Annotated in this window: 17 protein-coding genes; 12 read left to right on the top strand and 5 right to left on the bottom strand. The window is 66.6% G+C overall.

Going from position 1 to position 15,730, the window contains the following annotated elements; translation table 11 throughout:
• Positions 1 to 25: 25 nt before the first annotated feature.
• The 3 genes from ACF8ME_RS26390 (at position 26) to ACF8ME_RS26400 (ending at position 2,890) form a co-directional block, all read left to right on the top strand.
• Complete coding sequence (locus ACF8ME_RS26390; protein ID WP_392418941.1) at positions 26 to 1,810, top strand: putative bifunctional diguanylate cyclase/phosphodiesterase; 1,785 nt, start codon at positions 26 to 28, stop codon at positions 1,808 to 1,810.
• A gap of 177 nt (positions 1,811 to 1,987) precedes the next feature.
• Positions 1,988 to 2,395 (top strand): PRC-barrel domain-containing protein, encoded by a 408-nt coding sequence (locus ACF8ME_RS26395; RefSeq protein ID WP_017404321.1) that lies wholly within the window; start codon positions 1,988 to 1,990, stop codon positions 2,393 to 2,395.
• Positions 2,396 to 2,515: 120 nt separating this feature from the next.
• Entirely contained in the window at positions 2,516 to 2,890 is a 375-nt protein-coding gene (locus tag ACF8ME_RS26400) for a cytochrome c (RefSeq protein WP_016446397.1), read from the top strand.
• A 2-nt stretch (positions 2,891 to 2,892) separates the two neighbouring features.
• On the opposite strand, the gene ACF8ME_RS26405 is transcribed toward ACF8ME_RS26400, so the two are convergent.
• Positions 2,893 to 3,828 (bottom strand): LysR substrate-binding domain-containing protein, encoded by a 936-nt coding sequence (locus tag ACF8ME_RS26405; RefSeq protein ID WP_016446398.1) that lies wholly within the window; start codon positions 3,826 to 3,828, stop codon positions 2,893 to 2,895.
• An 89-nt stretch (positions 3,829 to 3,917) separates the two neighbouring features.
• Here ACF8ME_RS26405 and ACF8ME_RS26410 point away from each other — a divergent pair, with 89 nt between their 5' ends.
• Both ACF8ME_RS26410 and ACF8ME_RS26415 read left to right on the top strand, forming a co-directional pair.
• Positions 3,918 to 5,288 carry an MFS transporter gene (locus ACF8ME_RS26410; protein WP_392418943.1) on the top strand — a complete coding sequence of 457 codons (1,371 nt, stop codon included), beginning with the start codon at positions 3,918 to 3,920 and terminating at the stop codon, positions 5,286 to 5,288.
• Positions 5,285 to 5,923, top strand: a complete 639-nt coding sequence (locus ACF8ME_RS26415) for a LysE family translocator (RefSeq protein WP_016451462.1) — start codon at positions 5,285 to 5,287, stop codon at positions 5,921 to 5,923. Before ACF8ME_RS26410 ends, ACF8ME_RS26415 begins: the two co-directional genes overlap by 4 nt.
• Positions 5,924 to 5,966: 43 nt before the next feature.
• On the opposite strand, the gene ACF8ME_RS26420 is transcribed toward ACF8ME_RS26415, so the two are convergent.
• Positions 5,967 to 6,860 carry a LysR family transcriptional regulator gene (locus ACF8ME_RS26420; RefSeq protein WP_016446401.1) on the bottom strand — a complete coding sequence of 298 codons (894 nt, stop codon included), beginning with the start codon at positions 6,858 to 6,860 and terminating at the stop codon, positions 5,967 to 5,969.
• 133 nt (positions 6,861 to 6,993) lie between these two features.
• Here ACF8ME_RS26420 and ACF8ME_RS26425 point away from each other — a divergent pair, with 133 nt between their 5' ends.
• From ACF8ME_RS26425 to ACF8ME_RS26440, 4 genes are all read left to right on the top strand, one after another.
• The gene (locus ACF8ME_RS26425; protein WP_061289477.1) at positions 6,994 to 7,848 is read left to right on the top strand and encodes an amidohydrolase; all 855 of its coding nucleotides are present in this window, start codon (positions 6,994 to 6,996) and stop codon (positions 7,846 to 7,848) included.
• Positions 7,849 to 7,925: 77 nt separating this feature from the next.
• Positions 7,926 to 8,930 (top strand): tripartite tricarboxylate transporter substrate binding protein, encoded by a 1,005-nt coding sequence (locus ACF8ME_RS26430; RefSeq protein ID WP_046238354.1) that lies wholly within the window; start codon positions 7,926 to 7,928, stop codon positions 8,928 to 8,930.
• A gap of 11 nt (positions 8,931 to 8,941) precedes the next feature.
• The gene (locus ACF8ME_RS26435) at positions 8,942 to 9,460 is read left to right on the top strand and encodes a carboxymuconolactone decarboxylase family protein (protein ID WP_392418945.1); all 519 of its coding nucleotides are present in this window, start codon (positions 8,942 to 8,944) and stop codon (positions 9,458 to 9,460) included.
• A gap of 4 nt (positions 9,461 to 9,464) precedes the next feature.
• On the top strand, positions 9,465 to 10,139 hold the full coding sequence (locus ACF8ME_RS26440; RefSeq protein ID WP_277849832.1) for a hypothetical protein: 675 nt from the start codon (positions 9,465 to 9,467) through the stop codon (positions 10,137 to 10,139).
• A 17-nt stretch (positions 10,140 to 10,156) separates the two neighbouring features.
• On the opposite strand, the gene ACF8ME_RS26445 is transcribed toward ACF8ME_RS26440, so the two are convergent.
• On the bottom strand, positions 10,157 to 11,152 hold the full coding sequence (locus tag ACF8ME_RS26445) for an NAD(P)H-quinone oxidoreductase (protein WP_217649270.1): 996 nt from the start codon (positions 11,150 to 11,152) through the stop codon (positions 10,157 to 10,159).
• Between the two features lie 140 nt (positions 11,153 to 11,292).
• Between ACF8ME_RS26445 and ACF8ME_RS26450 the strand changes: the two genes are divergently transcribed.
• Positions 11,293 to 12,168, top strand: coding sequence for a LysR family transcriptional regulator (locus ACF8ME_RS26450; RefSeq protein WP_016446407.1), 876 nt, complete (start codon positions 11,293 to 11,295; stop codon positions 12,166 to 12,168).
• A 134-nt stretch (positions 12,169 to 12,302) separates the two neighbouring features.
• On the opposite strand, the gene ACF8ME_RS26455 is transcribed toward ACF8ME_RS26450, so the two are convergent.
• On the bottom strand, positions 12,303 to 12,566 hold the full coding sequence (locus tag ACF8ME_RS26455; protein WP_198803962.1) for a VF530 family DNA-binding protein: 264 nt from the start codon (positions 12,564 to 12,566) through the stop codon (positions 12,303 to 12,305).
• 123 nt (positions 12,567 to 12,689) lie between these two features.
• Between ACF8ME_RS26455 and ACF8ME_RS26460 the strand changes: the two genes are divergently transcribed.
• Positions 12,690 to 14,246 (top strand): methyl-accepting chemotaxis protein, encoded by a 1,557-nt coding sequence (locus ACF8ME_RS26460; protein ID WP_047327521.1) that lies wholly within the window; start codon positions 12,690 to 12,692, stop codon positions 14,244 to 14,246.
• 55 nt (positions 14,247 to 14,301) lie between these two features.
• Complete coding sequence (locus tag ACF8ME_RS26465) at positions 14,302 to 14,607, top strand: NIPSNAP family protein (RefSeq protein WP_016446410.1); 306 nt, start codon at positions 14,302 to 14,304, stop codon at positions 14,605 to 14,607.
• Between the two features lie 88 nt (positions 14,608 to 14,695).
• On the opposite strand, the gene ACF8ME_RS26470 is transcribed toward ACF8ME_RS26465, so the two are convergent.
• Positions 14,696 to 15,589: an amino acid ABC transporter substrate-binding protein gene (locus tag ACF8ME_RS26470; RefSeq protein WP_392418947.1), complete on the bottom strand. Its 894-nt coding sequence runs from the start codon at positions 15,587 to 15,589 to the stop codon at positions 14,696 to 14,698.
• Positions 15,590 to 15,730: the final 141 nt, after the last annotated feature.

Genomic DNA, 15,730 nt, shown 5'->3' on the forward strand with positions numbered 1-15,730 from the left:
GTGGGTTCACTGAGGCAGGAAATCGATGCTCACCCGTTGGACTACCGAATCCGAGAAAGAGCAACTGCTCGGACTTCAGACCGCTGAAATCCTGGACATGACCGCCAGACGGGAATTTCAGCGCATCACCCAGCTGACCAGCCAGATGTTCATGGTGCCGATTGCCATCATCACGGTTCTGGACGAGCACAGGCAATGGTTCAAGGCGCCCGTAGGTGTGGACATGGACGGCAGCCTGCGCACGGACGCCTTCTGCGACCACACCATCAGAAACGAAGGAATCATGGTGATTCCTGACACGCACCTTGACCGCAGGTTCTCAGGCAATGCGCTGGTAACCGGCCAACCGAACATCAGGTTCTATGCCGGCGTTCCCCTGATCATGAAATCCGGCCATGCCATCGGCAGCCTGTGCATCATCGATACCCGACCCAGAACCTTCTCCGAAGAGCAAGGCCGGCAACTGGCCGCCATGGCTGCGATAGTGCAGGCTCAGATCCAATACCATCACAGCATTGGAAAAGTAGACGAGGTCACGGGCTTGCACAATCGCTCGCAGCTCCAGTGCGACCTGAACAGCCTTTGCATTGTGGCCCCGCAGGAGGCACGCAGCCTGGTATTGATGGAAGCGATCAACCATTGCAGCCTGCTGGAAATGAGCAATGCGCTGGGCTTGAATTATGTCGAGCAGCTCCTGCGTGACATTGCGAAGGCCGTCACGGACATGACGGGACCGCACGCAACCGTGTACCACGTGGGCCTGGCCAGGTTTGCATGGATCATCAGCGCAGGCAGGCAAGAAGATGAAGAGGCCCTGGTCAGGCAATTGCTGAAACACCTGCAAAAGCCCATCACCAGTGCCGATCTCCGGTTCGAACTTCAGCCCCGGGCAGGCGTGGTGCGGTTCCACCTGGCCCAGGCCGAGGTCGATGATGTCATTCGCAAGGCCATGGTATCCGTGCAGCAGGCTGGCCACGACCATCGGTCACTTCACCGCTATGAGGAGAACGAGGACAGCCGCCAGCGAAGATCCTATCGGCTATTGCGGGACTTTGGGCATGCGCTGGACAAGGGGCAGCTGCGGCTGGTGTACCAGCCCAAATTCGACAACCGCAGTTTCAGCTGCAAGGGGCTGGAGGCGCTCATCCGCTGGAAGCACCCGGAAATGGGGGAAATCCCGCCCAGCGAATTCATCCCCCTGGTGGAAGCCACGCCGTTGATCCATGGCCTGACGCGGTTCGTGATCAAAACGGCGCTGGCGCAGGTTGCGACCTGGAAAGCGGAAAGTCTTGACCTCCAGGTCTCCATCAATGTCTCGCCGCGCAATCTGGACGAGGTCGATTTTCCGGACTACCTCAACGCCATGTGCAGTCAATATGGCGTTGCCCTGGAAAATATCGTGATCGAGTGCACCGAAAGCGATGTGCTGACAGGCCATGGCACGGTCCAGGCGCTTCAGCACATCAGAAAACTCGGAATCCAGGTCGCACTGGATGATTTTGGTGCCGCCTACTCCAATCTTGCGTCACTCAAGAATCTGCCTGCCGAGATATTGAAGATAGACCGTTCCATGGTCTGCGACGTCGATACCAATGAACGGGCGCTGGCCGTGCTCAAATCCATCATGACCATGGCCTCGGACCTTGGCTACCGCCTTGTGGCAGAAGGCGTTGACAGCGCCGAAGTCTTCGATCTGCTGGTTTCGCTGGGGTTCGATGAGATACAGGGCTACTATTTCAGCAGGCCCATGGAGGCATCGGAAATCAGGAAATTCGTCGAAGAGCGCAATCGATACGCACAGGGGAAATGAAGGGCCTTGGCCATGGCATGCCGGGCGCAGGCGCAGGCAATTGGCGGGACGACTGTAGGCAGTCTCCTCACCGTGGCGCTGGATCGGCTGACATGGCTTTGCTTGGTTTTCCGATCTCGCCGCTGCCGGGCTGCACTCCTAATGAGGGCTTCAAATTTTGCTTTCCAGGAGTTCTCTATGACAGGTCTCAAGACGCTGAAGATGGGTTTGATCGCAACCGCGCTGATCGCAGCCACGGCCTCGACCAGCTGGGCACAGCCCGTGGCGGGCACCACCACCTTGGGCGTGACGGCCACCGAAGTCCAGGCCGTGGCCACGGGCTGGAGCCTGAAGAAGTCCGTGCTGGGCAAGAGCGTCTACAACGAGGAAGGCAAGGCCGTGGGCAAGATCGACGACGTGATCGTCGCACCCGACAAGGCGGTCTCCTACGCCATCGTCGGCGCCGGCGGCTTCCTGGGCATGGGCAAGCATGACGTGGCCATTCCGGTGAACCAGTTCCGCGTGGAAAACAACAAGATCACGCTGCCCGGCGCCACCAAGGACGCGCTGAAGGCGCTGCCCAAATTCGAGTACGCCAAGAAGTAAGCCGGGCGCGCGCCCTGCTTCTTTGACAAGCCCTGCGTTGCAGGGCTTTTTCGTGGGCGGCCGTGCAGGACCATATGATCGCGGCGGATCAGATTCATACCAAAAAATATCCGCGAGTCAATGAAAACAATCGTCGCCGTATCCTTGGGAATATCGCTGTGCATTCAGGCATTGCCCTGCCTTGCAGACAACAGCAATGGAAAGCAGCTCTACCTGTCCAGATGCGCCATGTGCCACGGGGCAGACGCCAAGGGTACGGGCCCGCTGGCCAACAAGAGCAATCCACCCACCCCCGACCTGGCGACCGCCGCGTTCAGAAAAAGGCTCCATGACTATCCGGGCGTGATCGTCTCGTCCGTCATTCTTCGCCCCAATGGCGACCTGATTCCCAGGACCTTGCGGGAAAACGGGGTGAAGGTGCCGCCCCATGCCTGGACCGTGAAGGATTTCCGCGACCTCAATGAATACTTCAGTGGCCTGGTTGCGAAGAAGTAGCCCTATATATCGAGTTTCTGCGCGCGCATATGCTCGCGCACCGCATCGACCAGGATGCTGGCCAGCCGGTCCACGGGCGCTGGCGCATCGAGCGTGGCACGGCCCAGGATCAGATCCATGGACGGCAGGGCCGGCAGGCCCAGGGCCTGCGCATCCAGCGGCTTGACGTGCGCGGGCAGGCCGAACGGCGTGCGCACGGACAGGCCCAGGCCTGCAGCCGTGGCGGCCCAGACGGCGGACAGGCTGGCACTGTTGAAGGCATGGCGCCAGGCCATGCCCTTCTTGTCCAGCGCAGCCGTCACGATGTCCCGCAAGGGGCAAGGCGCATCGAGCATGGCCAGGGGCAGCACGTCGTCGTCCTGCGCTGCACCACTGCGCCAGCGTGCCCAGCCGGCGTCGGCCGCGTCCATGGATGCCGGGCCAATCCACTGGAGCGGCAGCCGCATGATGTGCTCCCCATGCACGCACGCGTGGTTCACGCCCGCATCCCATAGCAGGGCCAGGTCGAATTGCCCGAGGGCGATGCGCTCGCGCAGTTCATCGCTGCGGGCCACGCTGGCTTCGATGCGCACATGGGGGTGGGCGCGCGCGAACTGCCCCAGCACATGGGGCAGCACGCTTTCGCCCAGGTCCTCCTGCAGGCCCAGGCGCACCAGGCCGCGCAGTTCGCTGCCGCGCACGGCCGCCACGGCGCGGTCGTTGAGTTCGAGCAGGCGCAGCGCGTAGCCGCGCAGGGTTTCTCCGGCCTCCGTCAGCACCAGCCCCCGGCCGGACTTGCGCAGCAAGGGCGTGCCGCATTGGGATTCCAGCTTCTTGAGCTGGGCGCTGACGGCCGAGGTGGAGCGGCCCAGCTTGTCCGCGGCGCGGGCAAAACTGCCCAGTTCGACGCCGGTGCAAAACGTGCGCAGCACATCCAGGTCATAGAGCACACGTGTCATTGCCAAGCCTTCATCGTGCTGAAAAACTGGATTGTAGATACGAAATTATGTGATTTTCAGGATGGTTGGGGCTGACCATACTGCCGGCCATGACCTCTTCTCCTGCCGGCCGCAGCGCCAATTCCAGCCCCTTGGCTTCCCCCCACCCGCCCCGCCACCGATGGAAGGTGCTGGCCGCTGGCGTCATCGCCAACGCCGCGTTTTCCGTGGCTTTCAGCGGCATCCCCATGACGGCCATCCTCATGCGTTCGGGCTACCAGCTGGACACGCAGACGCTGGGCCTGGCGCTGGGGCTGATGGGCCTGGGCATTGCGCTCAGCGAACTGCCCTGGGGCCTGCTGACGGACCGCTGGGGCGACCGGCCGGTGCTGCTGCTGGGCCTGTGCGGCACGGCCTTGGCCCTGGCGGCGATGGCGCTCTGGGCCTCGCCATCGCCGGACCATATCCCTTCGTTCGGCCTGCTGGCCGGCGGGCTGGTGCTGGTGGGCCTGCTGGGCGGCAGCGTCAACGGTGCCAGTGGCCGGGCCGTCATGGGCTGGTTTGCCGAAGGCGAGCGCGGCCTGGCCATGAGCATCCGCCAGACCGCCGTGCCCTTGGGCGGCGCCATTGGCGCCCCCTTGCTGACCGGCCTGGCCACGCATGCAGGCTTTGCCGCCGTCTATGGCGTGCTGGCGGCGCTGTGCCTGGCGGCGGCGGTGTTTGCAGCGCTGTGGATTCAGGAGCCATCGCATGCACCGGCCTCAGGCAAGGCCGCTGCGCCAGGCCGGGCCGGGCCATCCGCGCCAGGGCCCCTGCGCGATCGGCAAGCCTGGCGCATGGCCGCCGGCATCGGCATCCTGTGCGCCCCGCAGTTCGCCGTGCTCTCGTTCGGAACGGTGTTTCTGCATGACCATGCCCACCTGGGGCTGGGCGTGGCGGCGGCTGTCATGTCGGCCGTGCAGCTCGCCTCCATGGCCCTGCGCATCTGCAGCGGCCGCTGGACCGACAGGCGCCAGAACCGCCCGGCCTTTCTGCGCGCCTGCTGCCAGCTCACCCTGGCGTTGTTCGCGGGCATGGCGGCCCTGAGCTGGAGCAGCCATCCGGGCGCATCGGCAGTGTCGCCCGCCATGGGCCTGGTGCTGATGGTGATGCTGGGCGTGTGCGGTATCTGCGTGTCCGCCTGGCACGGCGTTGCCTACACGCAGCTGGCCGGGCTGGCCGGCGCGGCCCGCGCGGGCACGGCGCTGGGCATGGCCAATACCTCGGTGTTCGCGGTGTGCTTCCTGGTGCCGCTGGCCATTCCGCACTTGCTGTCGGCCCAGGGCTGGGGGCTGGTCTGGGCCTGCGCGGCGGCCTGCGCGGGCTGGGCCATGCATCTGTTTGCACGGGCCGGGGCGGCCGGCAACCCCGGGGCCACGCAGGGGGCGTTATTGAACGAGAATACCGGCTGTCTTCCCACGGCCTCCTCGCACCGACCATGACCATCGCCCACTGGCTTGTTTTCTGCGGCGTCTCGCTGCTGATGTGCTTCACTCCCGGCCCGGCAGTGCTGCTGGCCATCTCCAACTCGGTGGACGTGGGCGCCAGGCGAACGGCCCTGAGTTCGCTGGGCAGCTCGGTGGGCATCTTCGTGGTCTCCGGGCTGGCCATGATCGGCATGGGCACCATTCTCAGCATGTCGGCCCACGCATTTCTGGTCATGAAGGTGGCAGGCGCCATGTACCTGATCTGGCTGGGCGTCAAGCGCTGGCGCAGCAAGGACGCGCTGCTGGGCAGCGACGCCGGCCTGGCTCCTGCCCACCGGCGTGAACGGGGGAACTGGCAGCTGGTGGCGCAGGGCCTGGGCGTGTCGCTGACCAATCCCAAGGCCATCCTGTTCTTCTCCGCGCTGTTCCCGCAATTCGTCATCCCGGGCGAGCCGCTGCTCACGCAGTACCTGGTGCTGACCACCACGTTCGCGGTGTGCGCCCTGATCTCGCACGCCTGCTATGTGCTGCTGATCTCCATGATCAAGGGCCACGTGCTGGCGCACGCCAGGCTGTTCAACCGCATCGTGGGCGGCACCTTCATCGCGCTGGGCCTGGGATTGCTCAGGACGCGGCACAAGCTGGGCTGAGTGCGGGCCAGGGCTTCGCACTGGCCGTTCAACAGCTGTCGGATCAACCCGGCAAGCCCAGCCGCTCGCTCACCACCCGCTTGATCAGCTGCTCTGCAAAGCGCGTGACGCGGGTGGACGGGCGTGCGCGCGGAATGGCCAGCACCAGGCGGTTGCGCACGACGGGCGAGATGATCTGCGCGATCGACAGCTGCGAAGGCGAGGCCGTGCCCTGGATGGCGCTCAGCGGCAGCACGGAGTCGCCCATGCCCCGGGCCACCAGCGAGAGCACGGTGTGCACGGAATCGACCTCGGCCAGCATGTGCAGCGGCACGCCGCGCGGCACGGTGTAGCTCTCCAGCAGCTTGCGCAGCGCGTTGGGGCCGCGCGCCATGACGAGCTTGCGCTGGGACAGCGCCGCCATGCGGACCTTGGCGGGCAGCGCATGCCTGCTGACCAGCACCAGCGGCTCGCGCAGCAGGGTCTCCGTGGTGATCTGCGGCGAGTGCGGGGGATCGAACAGCAGGGCCATGTCCACGCGCCCGGCGATCAGCCATTCGCGCAGGCTGATGCTCAGGTTCTCCTCGATGGAGATGGTGACGTCGGGGTACTGCTGCAAAAAGCCCTGCACCAGGTCTGCGGCGATGGAGCGCGCCACCCAGGGCGGCAGGCCGATGCTGATGCGCCCGCGCGGGCTGCGCAGCCGGTCCTGCATGTCCGATTCGGCCTGCGCGGCCAGCGCAAAGATGCCGGCCGCATGCTGCAGCAGCGCCTGGCCCGGCTCGGTCAGCACCACGCCGCGCCCGGTGCGCTCCAGCAGCCGCTGTCCCAGCTCCCCCTCCAGCAACAGCACCTGTCGGCTGAGGGCCGGTTGCGACAAATGCAGGGCGGCGGCGGCGCGGCTGAAGCTGCCGGCCTCGGCCACCGCAGCGAAATAGCTCAGGCGCGTCAGGTCCATGGTTCTCCTTGGCAAGGGCTTTCAGCATGCTTTTGGCTGATAGCAGGTATCAGCCAAGTCTATGCCTCATTCGCGGCGAGCCCGCCCACAATCGCCACAAGCCTTCGTTGTCGCTGCCTTGTTGCAAAGCCCCATGCCTGAACTCACCTACGCCCTGTCCCCCTCCAAGCCCGCGCTGCAGCTGCCTGCGGGCGCCTGCGATACCCATGTGCATGTGTTCGGTCCCGGCACCCAGTTTCCCTATGCGGCCGGGCGCAGCTTCACCCCGGCGGACGCGGGCAAGCACACGCTGTTTGCACTGCACCGCCACCTGGGCGTGTCGCGCTGCGTGATCGTGCAGTCCGCCTGCCACGGCCTGGACAACAGTGCGGTGCAGGACGCGATTGCCGCCGGTGGCGGCAACTACCTGGGCGTGGCGCTGGTGGCCGCCGATGTGTCCGATGGCGAGCTGGCGCGGCTGGCGGGTGCGGGGTTCCGGGGCGTGCGCTTCAACTTCATGCGGCACCTGGCCGGCGCCCGCATTGAAGACGTTCTGGCGCTGACCCCGCGCCTGGCCGCGGCCGGCCTGCATCTGCAGGTGCATTTCGAAAGCAGCCTGGTGCATACGGTGGGCCGGCAGTTGCAGGCCAGTGCCGTGCCCGTGGTGATCGACCACATGGGGCGCGTGGATGCGCGCCTGGGCGCAGGGCATGCAGATTTCCAGGCGCTGATGCAGCTGCTGGCCGACCAGCCGCAGTTCCACGTCAAGGTCAGCGGCGTGGACCGCATCGACAGCCAGCCGCCCTATGCCCAGGGCAAGCCGCTGGCGCGCCTGCTGGTGGAGCGCTTTCCCACGCAATGCCTGTGGGGCACGGACTGGCCCCACCCCAACCACACGCATGTGCCCGACGACGGCCTGCTGGTCGATGCGCTGGCCGACATCGCGCCCACGCCAGCGCTGCGGCAGGCCCTGCTGGTGGACAACCCGCAGCGGCTGTACCGGTTCTGAGGACCGCACAAGGCGCCTGTCGCCTGTGGCTCATCGCCCGTCGCCCTGCCCACAGATACCCATAAAAGGAGACATCCATGACAAGCATCCCTTCCACCCGCCGCAGGCGCTGCCTGTCCATGGCGCTGGCGGCCCTGGCGCCCCTCGCTGCCCTGGTTTGCGCCGCATGGCCCGCGCTTGCGCCCGCGCAGCCGCAGATGACGCGCATCGTCGTGGCCTTTCCGCCGGGCGGCCCGGTGGACTTCGTGGCGCGCACGCTGGCCGAGCAGTTGGGCAAGGAGCTGGGCAGCATCGTCGTGGTCGAGAACAAGGCCGGTGCCAACGGCGCCATTGCGGCCGAATACGTATCGCGCGCACAGCCGGACACGCGCACGCTGTGGCTGACCAGCGTGGGCGCCGTGGCCATCAACCCGGCGCTGTACCCCAAGCTCGGCTACAAGCCGGCCACCGACCTCGCACCGGTGTCGCTGGTGGTCAGCAACGTGGAGATGCTGGTGGTCAACGCCAAGGCGCCCTACGGCAACGGCGCGCAGTTCGTGGCAGCCGCACGCCAGGCCCGTACACCGCTGACCATGGCCTCGTCCGGCACGGGCAGCGTGCCGCACCTGGCCATGGAATTGCTCAAAGAGCATGCGGGCATCCAGCTCGCCCACATTCCCTACAAGGGCGCCGCGCCCGCCATCACGGATGTGGTGGCGGGCCATGTCGATGGTTTCTTTGGCGACATTCCCGGGCTGATCGGACAGATCTCCGCCGGCAAGCTCAAGCCCGTTGCCATTGCCGCCAGCCGGCGCCACCCGCGCTTTCCCGAGGTCAGGACCTTTGCCGAGATCGGCATCACCGGCGTGGATTCGGACAACTGGTACGCCCTGTTCGCCCCCAAGGGCACGCCAGCGGCCGAGACCGAAAAAATGAGCCAGGCCGTGCAGCGGGCGCTGAACACGCCCTCGGTCAAAAGCCGCCTGGAAGCCTCTGGCACCGAAGTCGTGGGCAGCACGCCGGCCGAGCTGGCCAGGGCGCTGCAGGCCGACACCCTCAAATGGAGCCGCGTGGTACGCGCCAACGGCATCACCCCCGACTGAAGCGAGCCCCCATGAGAATCCAACCCGTACTCCCCGGAACCCGCCCCGAACTGGCGGCTGTGGAATCGCGCATCCTGGCCGAACGCGGCCGCATTTCCGAGCTGTACCAGGTGCTGCTCAACAGCCCGCCCATCGCCCACGGATGGGAGCAGATGCTGTCGGCCGTGCGCAATCGCAGCAGCCTGGATGCAGGGCTGCGCGAGCTGGTCATCCTGCGCGTGGCCGTGCTCAACGGCGCGCCCTATGAATTCAATGCCCATGTGCCCCATGCCCGCAAGGCGGGCAAGAGCGATGCGGCCATCGAGGCGACCCGCAGCATCCCCTGCGCCGCGGATGCGCCGTGGACCGAGCAAGAGCACCTTGCTATCCGCCTGACCGATGCCATGACGCGCGACATCACCGTCGCCGACGCGCTGTTCGCCCAGGTGCAGGCCCGCTTCAGCGCGCAGGAGCAGGTGGACCTGGTGGCCACCATCGCGGCCTACAACATGGTCTCGCGCTTTCTCACCGCATTCCATATCGGGCACTGAAGGCATGGCTGATTCCCGCATACCTGCCGACTGCCTGCTGCTGCGATGGACGATGGCAGCGCCCTGCCTGGCAAGCGCCAAGGCACTCGCAAGAAGCGCCTACGGTCCTGCGTTTGGCGACGCCCTCACCCAGGCGGCAGGCCTGGGCGTGCGCCTGACCGTCCAGCGATTCGCCTGGTCGGCCAGCACGGGGCGCATCTACGTCTATGTGGAGCTGCCGGGCCGCATGGGCGTCTCGCGGCCTGCAGTGCTTGCCGTGCAGGCGGCGGCGCAGGCCATGCTGCCGGCCGCATCAAACCTTGCGGCGTCCAGGCTGACGCTGGCCTTCGACCGGCCCGGCGCCTCGCACGGGCAGCAGCGCCATGCCCACTACACGGTGGAGATGGACCCGGCCGAAGGCTGGGCGCCCGAGATCTTTCGCTGGTACGACGAAGAACACATGCCGGGCCTGGCCGCCGTGCAGGGCAACATCCATTCACGCCGCTACCTGAACCACGACGGCGGCCCGCTGTCCCTGGCCTGCTATGACCTGCAAAACCCCGACGTGCTGGGCAGCCCGGCCTGGCTGCAGGTGCGCGCCACGGCCTGGAGCGACATCACGCGGCCGCATTTCACGCACACCGTGCGCACCATGTTCGCGACCGTGGACGCGGGGGATGGGGCCTGGCCGCCCTATTGAGCGCCTTATTGAGCGCCCTATTGACCGCCCTGCCCGGGAATCAGCAGCAGCTTGCCCACGCTCTGGCCCGACTCCATGCGCCGGTGCGCCTGCGCGGCCTCGGCCAGCGGCCAGGTGCTGTCGATCACGGGGCGGATGGTGCCGGCAGCCAGTGCGGGCAGCCAGCGCTGGGCAAAGCGCCGGACCATGGCCTGCTTGACTTCGGGCGGGCGCGACTTCATCACCGTGCCGAAGATCCTCAGGTGCCTGTACAGCAGCACGTCCATGGGCACGGCCGCCGCCAGCGCGCCGCCCAGCAGGCCCACGCAGACCATGCGCCCGCCCATGGCCATCGAGCGCAGGTTGCGCTCCAGATACGGGGCGCCGATGAAGTCCACCACCACATCCACACCCTGGCCGCCGGTCTGCTCGGCCACCACGGCCTGGAAGTCTTCGCTGCGGTAGTCGATGAACACGTCGGCGCCAAGGCCCGTGACAGCCGCCCGCTTGTCGCCGCTGGCCGTGGCGAACACGCGCGCCCCGGCCGCATGCGCCAGCTGCACCGCCGCCGAGCCCACGCCGCTGCCGGCCGCGTGGATGAGCACGGCTTCGCCAGGCTGCAGTTGGGCCAGGTGGAACAGCGCCTCATGCGCCGTCACGAAGACTTCGGCCACCGCGCCGGCATCCGTCAGCGAAAGGCCCTCGGGCACATGCATGGCCATGCGGTGGTCGATGCGCGACAGCTCGGCATAGGCGCCGCCGCCCACGATGCCCATGACACGGTCGCCCACGGCGAAGCCCTGCACCTCGGCGCCCACTTGCACCACCGTGCCGGCGATCTCCAGGCCCATGAGGTCGGATTCGCCAAAGTGGGCGCGGCCATAGGCGCCCTTGCGGTGCGAGACATCGGCACGGTTCACGCCGATGGAGGCATTGCGCACCAGAAGGTCATGGGGCCGGACTTCGGGCCGGGCCACGTCGCGGGCCACGAGCACTTCGGGGCCGCCGAAATCGTCGAAAACAATGGCTTGCATGCGGGCGTCGTCATTCATGGCGAAAGAGTGTCCAAAAACAGGTTGAAGAAACGAATGCCCCGAGCTTACGACTGCCGCCAGCCGCTCGAACGCAGCGATTTCGCTCTACAGTGCTGCAAATCTGCATCACGCCAACCGCCATGAACTGGGATGACACCCGCATCTTTCTCGCCCTGACACGCGCCCCTTCCCTGCGCGCGGCCGCACGCATCCTGGGCGTGGACCAGGCCACCGTGGGCCGCCGCCTGAACGCGCTGGAGGCCGAGCTGGGCAGCAAGCTGTTTTTGCGCGCCAGGGATGGCTACCTGCTCACGGCCGCTGGCGAGGCAGCGCTGGGCGCGGCGCGACGCATGGAGGGCGCGGCGCTGGACCTGCGCACGCGCATCGAAGGCCTGGACGACAGCCCGGCCGGCCTGGTGCGCGTGACCAGCACCGACTCGATTGCCACAGAATTCCTGCTGCCCGCCATCGAGCGCCTGCAGCAGCGCTGGCCCGGCATCCGCGTGGACCTGGAGGTGTCCACCCAGATGCTCAACCTGGGCCGCCGCCAGGCCGACATCGCGTTTCGCAACGTCCGCCCCGAGGCGCCCGAGCTGGTGGTGCGCCGCGTGGCGGCATGGCCGGTAGGACTGTTTGCGAGTGCCGCCTATGTGGCGCGCTTTGGCGAGCCCGTGGCCGAGGACGAACTGCGCGGCCACCACCTCGTGGTCTACGGTCCCTTCCTGGAGCAGCGGCCCGTTCCCACCATGGTGGACGTGCCCGCGCGCCAGGCCAGGATCGCCATGGCCGCCAACTCCAGCCTGCTGGTGCGCAAGGCCGTGGCGGCCGGCATAGGCCTGGGCGAAATGCCCGTGAGCATGGGCGAGCGCGAAGGCCTGCTGCGCATCTGGCCGCAGCGCCAGCGCTCGGACGACTACGAGGTCTGGCAGGTCATGCACCCCGACCTGCAGCGCACGGCCCGGGTGCGCGTCACGGCCGAGTTCCTGGCCCAGGCGCTGGGCGCGGAGCCTGCGTGATGCAGAGCTTGTCCAGGGCGGCGGCAATCACGGCGGCAGGGATGCAGGGATGCAGGCATGCAGCGGGAGCCGATGATCGGCAGAACCTGCGCCAGCGCACCGGACAGGCTGCCCGGTGGCCACCGGCTTCGCCTTCAGTCTTGGGAAGCAGGCCTGGGCCTGTCCTTGCGCAGCATCTCCAGATAGAGCGCCTCCACCTTCTCGCGCGCCCAGGGCGTCTTGCGCAGGAACTTCAGGCTGGAGCTGACGCTGGGGTCCAGCGCAAAGCAGCGCACCGGAACCTGCCGCGCAAGCCCGGCCCAGCCGTAGCGGGCCTCCAGGGCAAGGACGATGGCTTCGAGCGTGACGCCGTGCAGCGGATTGCGGGGCTGGGCGGCGGGAGGCGGGGTTTCTTGCATGGCGCGATTTTCGCCCGCCTTTGCAGTGCTGCGGACCGCAGCTTTATTTGTAATTACATGCAACCATGCCGTAAGTTTCTGTAGCATTGTGGCGTTCCTGGCCTACTGCTGCACTCCCCGACCATGCCCGCCCTGTCCCTTCGCCAGAAACTGCTGGCACCGCTGGTTTTCTGCCTTCTCGCGCTGCTTGCGCTCACCCTCTTCAACGCCTACCAGGCACGCGACAAGGCCTACGAGGCCCGGCAGCAGGCGCTGCGCGACTTCGTCGATGCGGGCGACAGCCTGATTGCGGCGATTGCCGCCGAGGCCAAGGCCGGCAAGCTGACAGAGGAAGAAGCCAAGGCCACCGCCATTGCCCGCGTGGGCCAGTTGCGCTATGCAGGCGGCGCAGGCTACATCACCAGCATCACCACGGATTCCGTGGTGCTGAACAATCCCGCAAGCCCGGGCATCAACGGCAAGAACATGGGCGGCTTCCAGGATGCCAAGGGCAACTACCTGTACCGCAACATTGCCGCCGTGGGCGCATCGGCCCAGGGCAGCGGCTACCTCACGTACTGGTGGCCCCGCCCCGGCGCCAAGGAGCCCAGCGAGAAGCTGGCCTATGCCAGGCGCTCCACGGCCTGGAACTGGGACCTGATCGCTGGCGACTATGTGGACGACATCCAGCAGGCCTTTGTCGCCACCATCACCAAGTCGGTGGCGGCGCTGGCCGTGCTGGGCGCACTGCTGTCCCTGATTGCGTGGCTGGCCACGCGCAGCGTGCTCAATGCCATTGGCGGCGAGCCGGCGGTGGCGGCCGAGATTGCCAACCGCATCGCCTCGGGCGACCTGTCGCAGTCGGGGCTGGCGGGCGCAGCCCAGGCCCCCGAAGGCAGCGTGATCGCCGCCGTGCAGCGCATGAGCGAGCAGCTGCGCCAGCTGGTGACACGCATCCATGACACGGCCGGCGTCATCCACCGCTCGGCCGGCGAGATCGCCACGGGCAGCGTGGACCTGTCGCAGCGCACGGAGCGCCAGGCCAGTTCGCTGGAAGAAACCGCCGCCTCCATGGAGCAGCTCACGGCCACCGTGCACCAGAACGCCGAGAACGCCCAGCACGCCAGCCAGATCGCCTCGGGCGCCTGTTCCGTGGCCGAGCGCGGCGGCTCCGTGGTGGACCAGGTGGTGGCCACCATGGGCGAGATCAACAGCTCCTCGCGCCGCGTGGTGGACATCATCGGCGTGATCGACGGCATTGCCTTCCAGACCAATATCCTCGCGCTGAATGCGGCCGTGGAAGCGGCGCGCGCGGGCGAGCACGGGCGCGGCTTTGCCGTGGTGGCGGGCGAGGTGCGCACGCTGGCACAGCGCAGCGCCTCGGCCGCGCGCGAGATCAAGACGCTGATCCAGACCTCGGTGGACAGCGTGGACGCCGGCGCCACCCTGGTGGACCAGGCCGGCCAGACCATGCGCGAGGTGGTCACCACGGTGCGCAACATCACGGGCATCGTGACCGAAATCGCCTCGGCCAGCCGCGAGCAAAGCAGCGGCATCGAGCAGGTGGGCCATGCCGTGACCGACATGGACCGCGTGACCCAGCAAAACGCCGCCCTGGTCGAGCAGTCCTCGGCTGCCACCCAGGTGCTGCAGGAAGAATCGGAGAAGCTGTCGCGCCTGACGGCTTCGTTCAAACTCTAGAGCCGGCTCTGCCCTCCCTGCCTCCCCTTTCCTTTCCTCCCCTTCTTCCATCCCCATGATCACCTGCTACCTGCGCTACATCATCGACCCGTTCAAGGCCAAGGAATTCGAGCACTACGGCAAGACCTGGATTCCGCTGGTCGAGAAGTTCGGCGGCAAGCACCACGGCTACTTCCTGCCGTCCGAAGGTGCCAACAATGTGGCGCTGGCCATGTTCAGCTTTCCCAGCATGGCGCTGTACGAGGAGTACCGCATCAAGTCCATGCAGGACCCCGAATGCCAGGCGGCCTTCCGCTACGCGGAGGACACGCGCTGCATCCTCAGCTACGAGCGCAGCTTCATGCGCCCCGTGTTCGGCTGAATCTGCCCGGCGCCGCAGCCGCCCGTCGAACGGGGCAAGCGGGCAAGCGCTGGCGGCTCGACAAATCCGGCGCCGCGCCTGCACGGGCCTACAGCAGAATGTCCGCCGTGGGGTACTTCCAGAAGTCGCGCAGCAGGTAGCTGATCGGCAGGTTCAGATTCGTGGAGCTGGGTGGAATCGGCTGCAGGAACCACTTCTCGTAGATGGGGTGGATTTCGCGGCTGGTGATGATCCGCTTCATCTCTTCATCGACCAGTTTCTTGAACGCGGTATCGGCCTTCGGCAGCATGATCGCCAGGGGTTCGGTGGACAGGAACTTGCCCACCACCTTCAAGGCACGTGGATCAGGCCGTGCAGCGGCCAGCCCGTTGAGAAGCACGTCATCCATCACGAACGCGTCGGCTTCGCCGTTCTCCACCATCTCCAGGGCCCTCGCGTGATCGGGGGCCTCCACAATGGTGATGCCCATCAGGCGCTGCCTGTTGGCCTGCGTCACCAGGGCCATCGGGCTGGTGCCCTTGGTGGAAACCAGCTTTTTGCCCTTGAGATCCTCCATCGCGTTGATGGTGCTGTCGGCCTTCACGAGCATCCGGGCGCCGGTGATGAAATGGGGAACCGTGAACGCCACGGTCTGGCGCCGCTGCGCGTTGTTCGTGGTCGAGCCGCACTCCATGTCGGCCTTGCCCTGCTCGATCACGGCCATGCGATTGGCGGGCGTGACCATCAGGAACTCCACCTTCATGTCCCCCCTGCCTGTCTGCTTGCGCACCGCCTCGGCCAGGCGAAGGCACAGATCCAGCGCATAACCGACGGGCTTGCCGCTGCGGGTGTCGATGTAGGAGAAGGGAACCGACGATTCCCGGTGCGCAATCACCAGCGCGCCACCGGCCTGGATCTTGTCCAGCACACCGGCTGCAGATACACCGCTCAAGGCCGACAGGCCCAACGCACCCAACGCGATTCCCCACTGGCGAAAGATCATCTGAGTCCTTGGCTCGCAAGCGCCGGGCGGCGCCCAGCAGGTTGTGACAGGTTATACACGTATTGTTACCAGGTGCGCAAACCCGGGCTGCTGGCGGTTTCGATGGCAGCTTGGGCACTGGCTTTTCCCCCTCCCCCGTTA

It is taken from the genome of Delftia sp. WSY_7, assembly GCF_043104845.1.
Classification (GTDB): Bacteria; Pseudomonadota; Gammaproteobacteria; order Burkholderiales; family Burkholderiaceae_C; genus Comamonas; species Comamonas tsuruhatensis.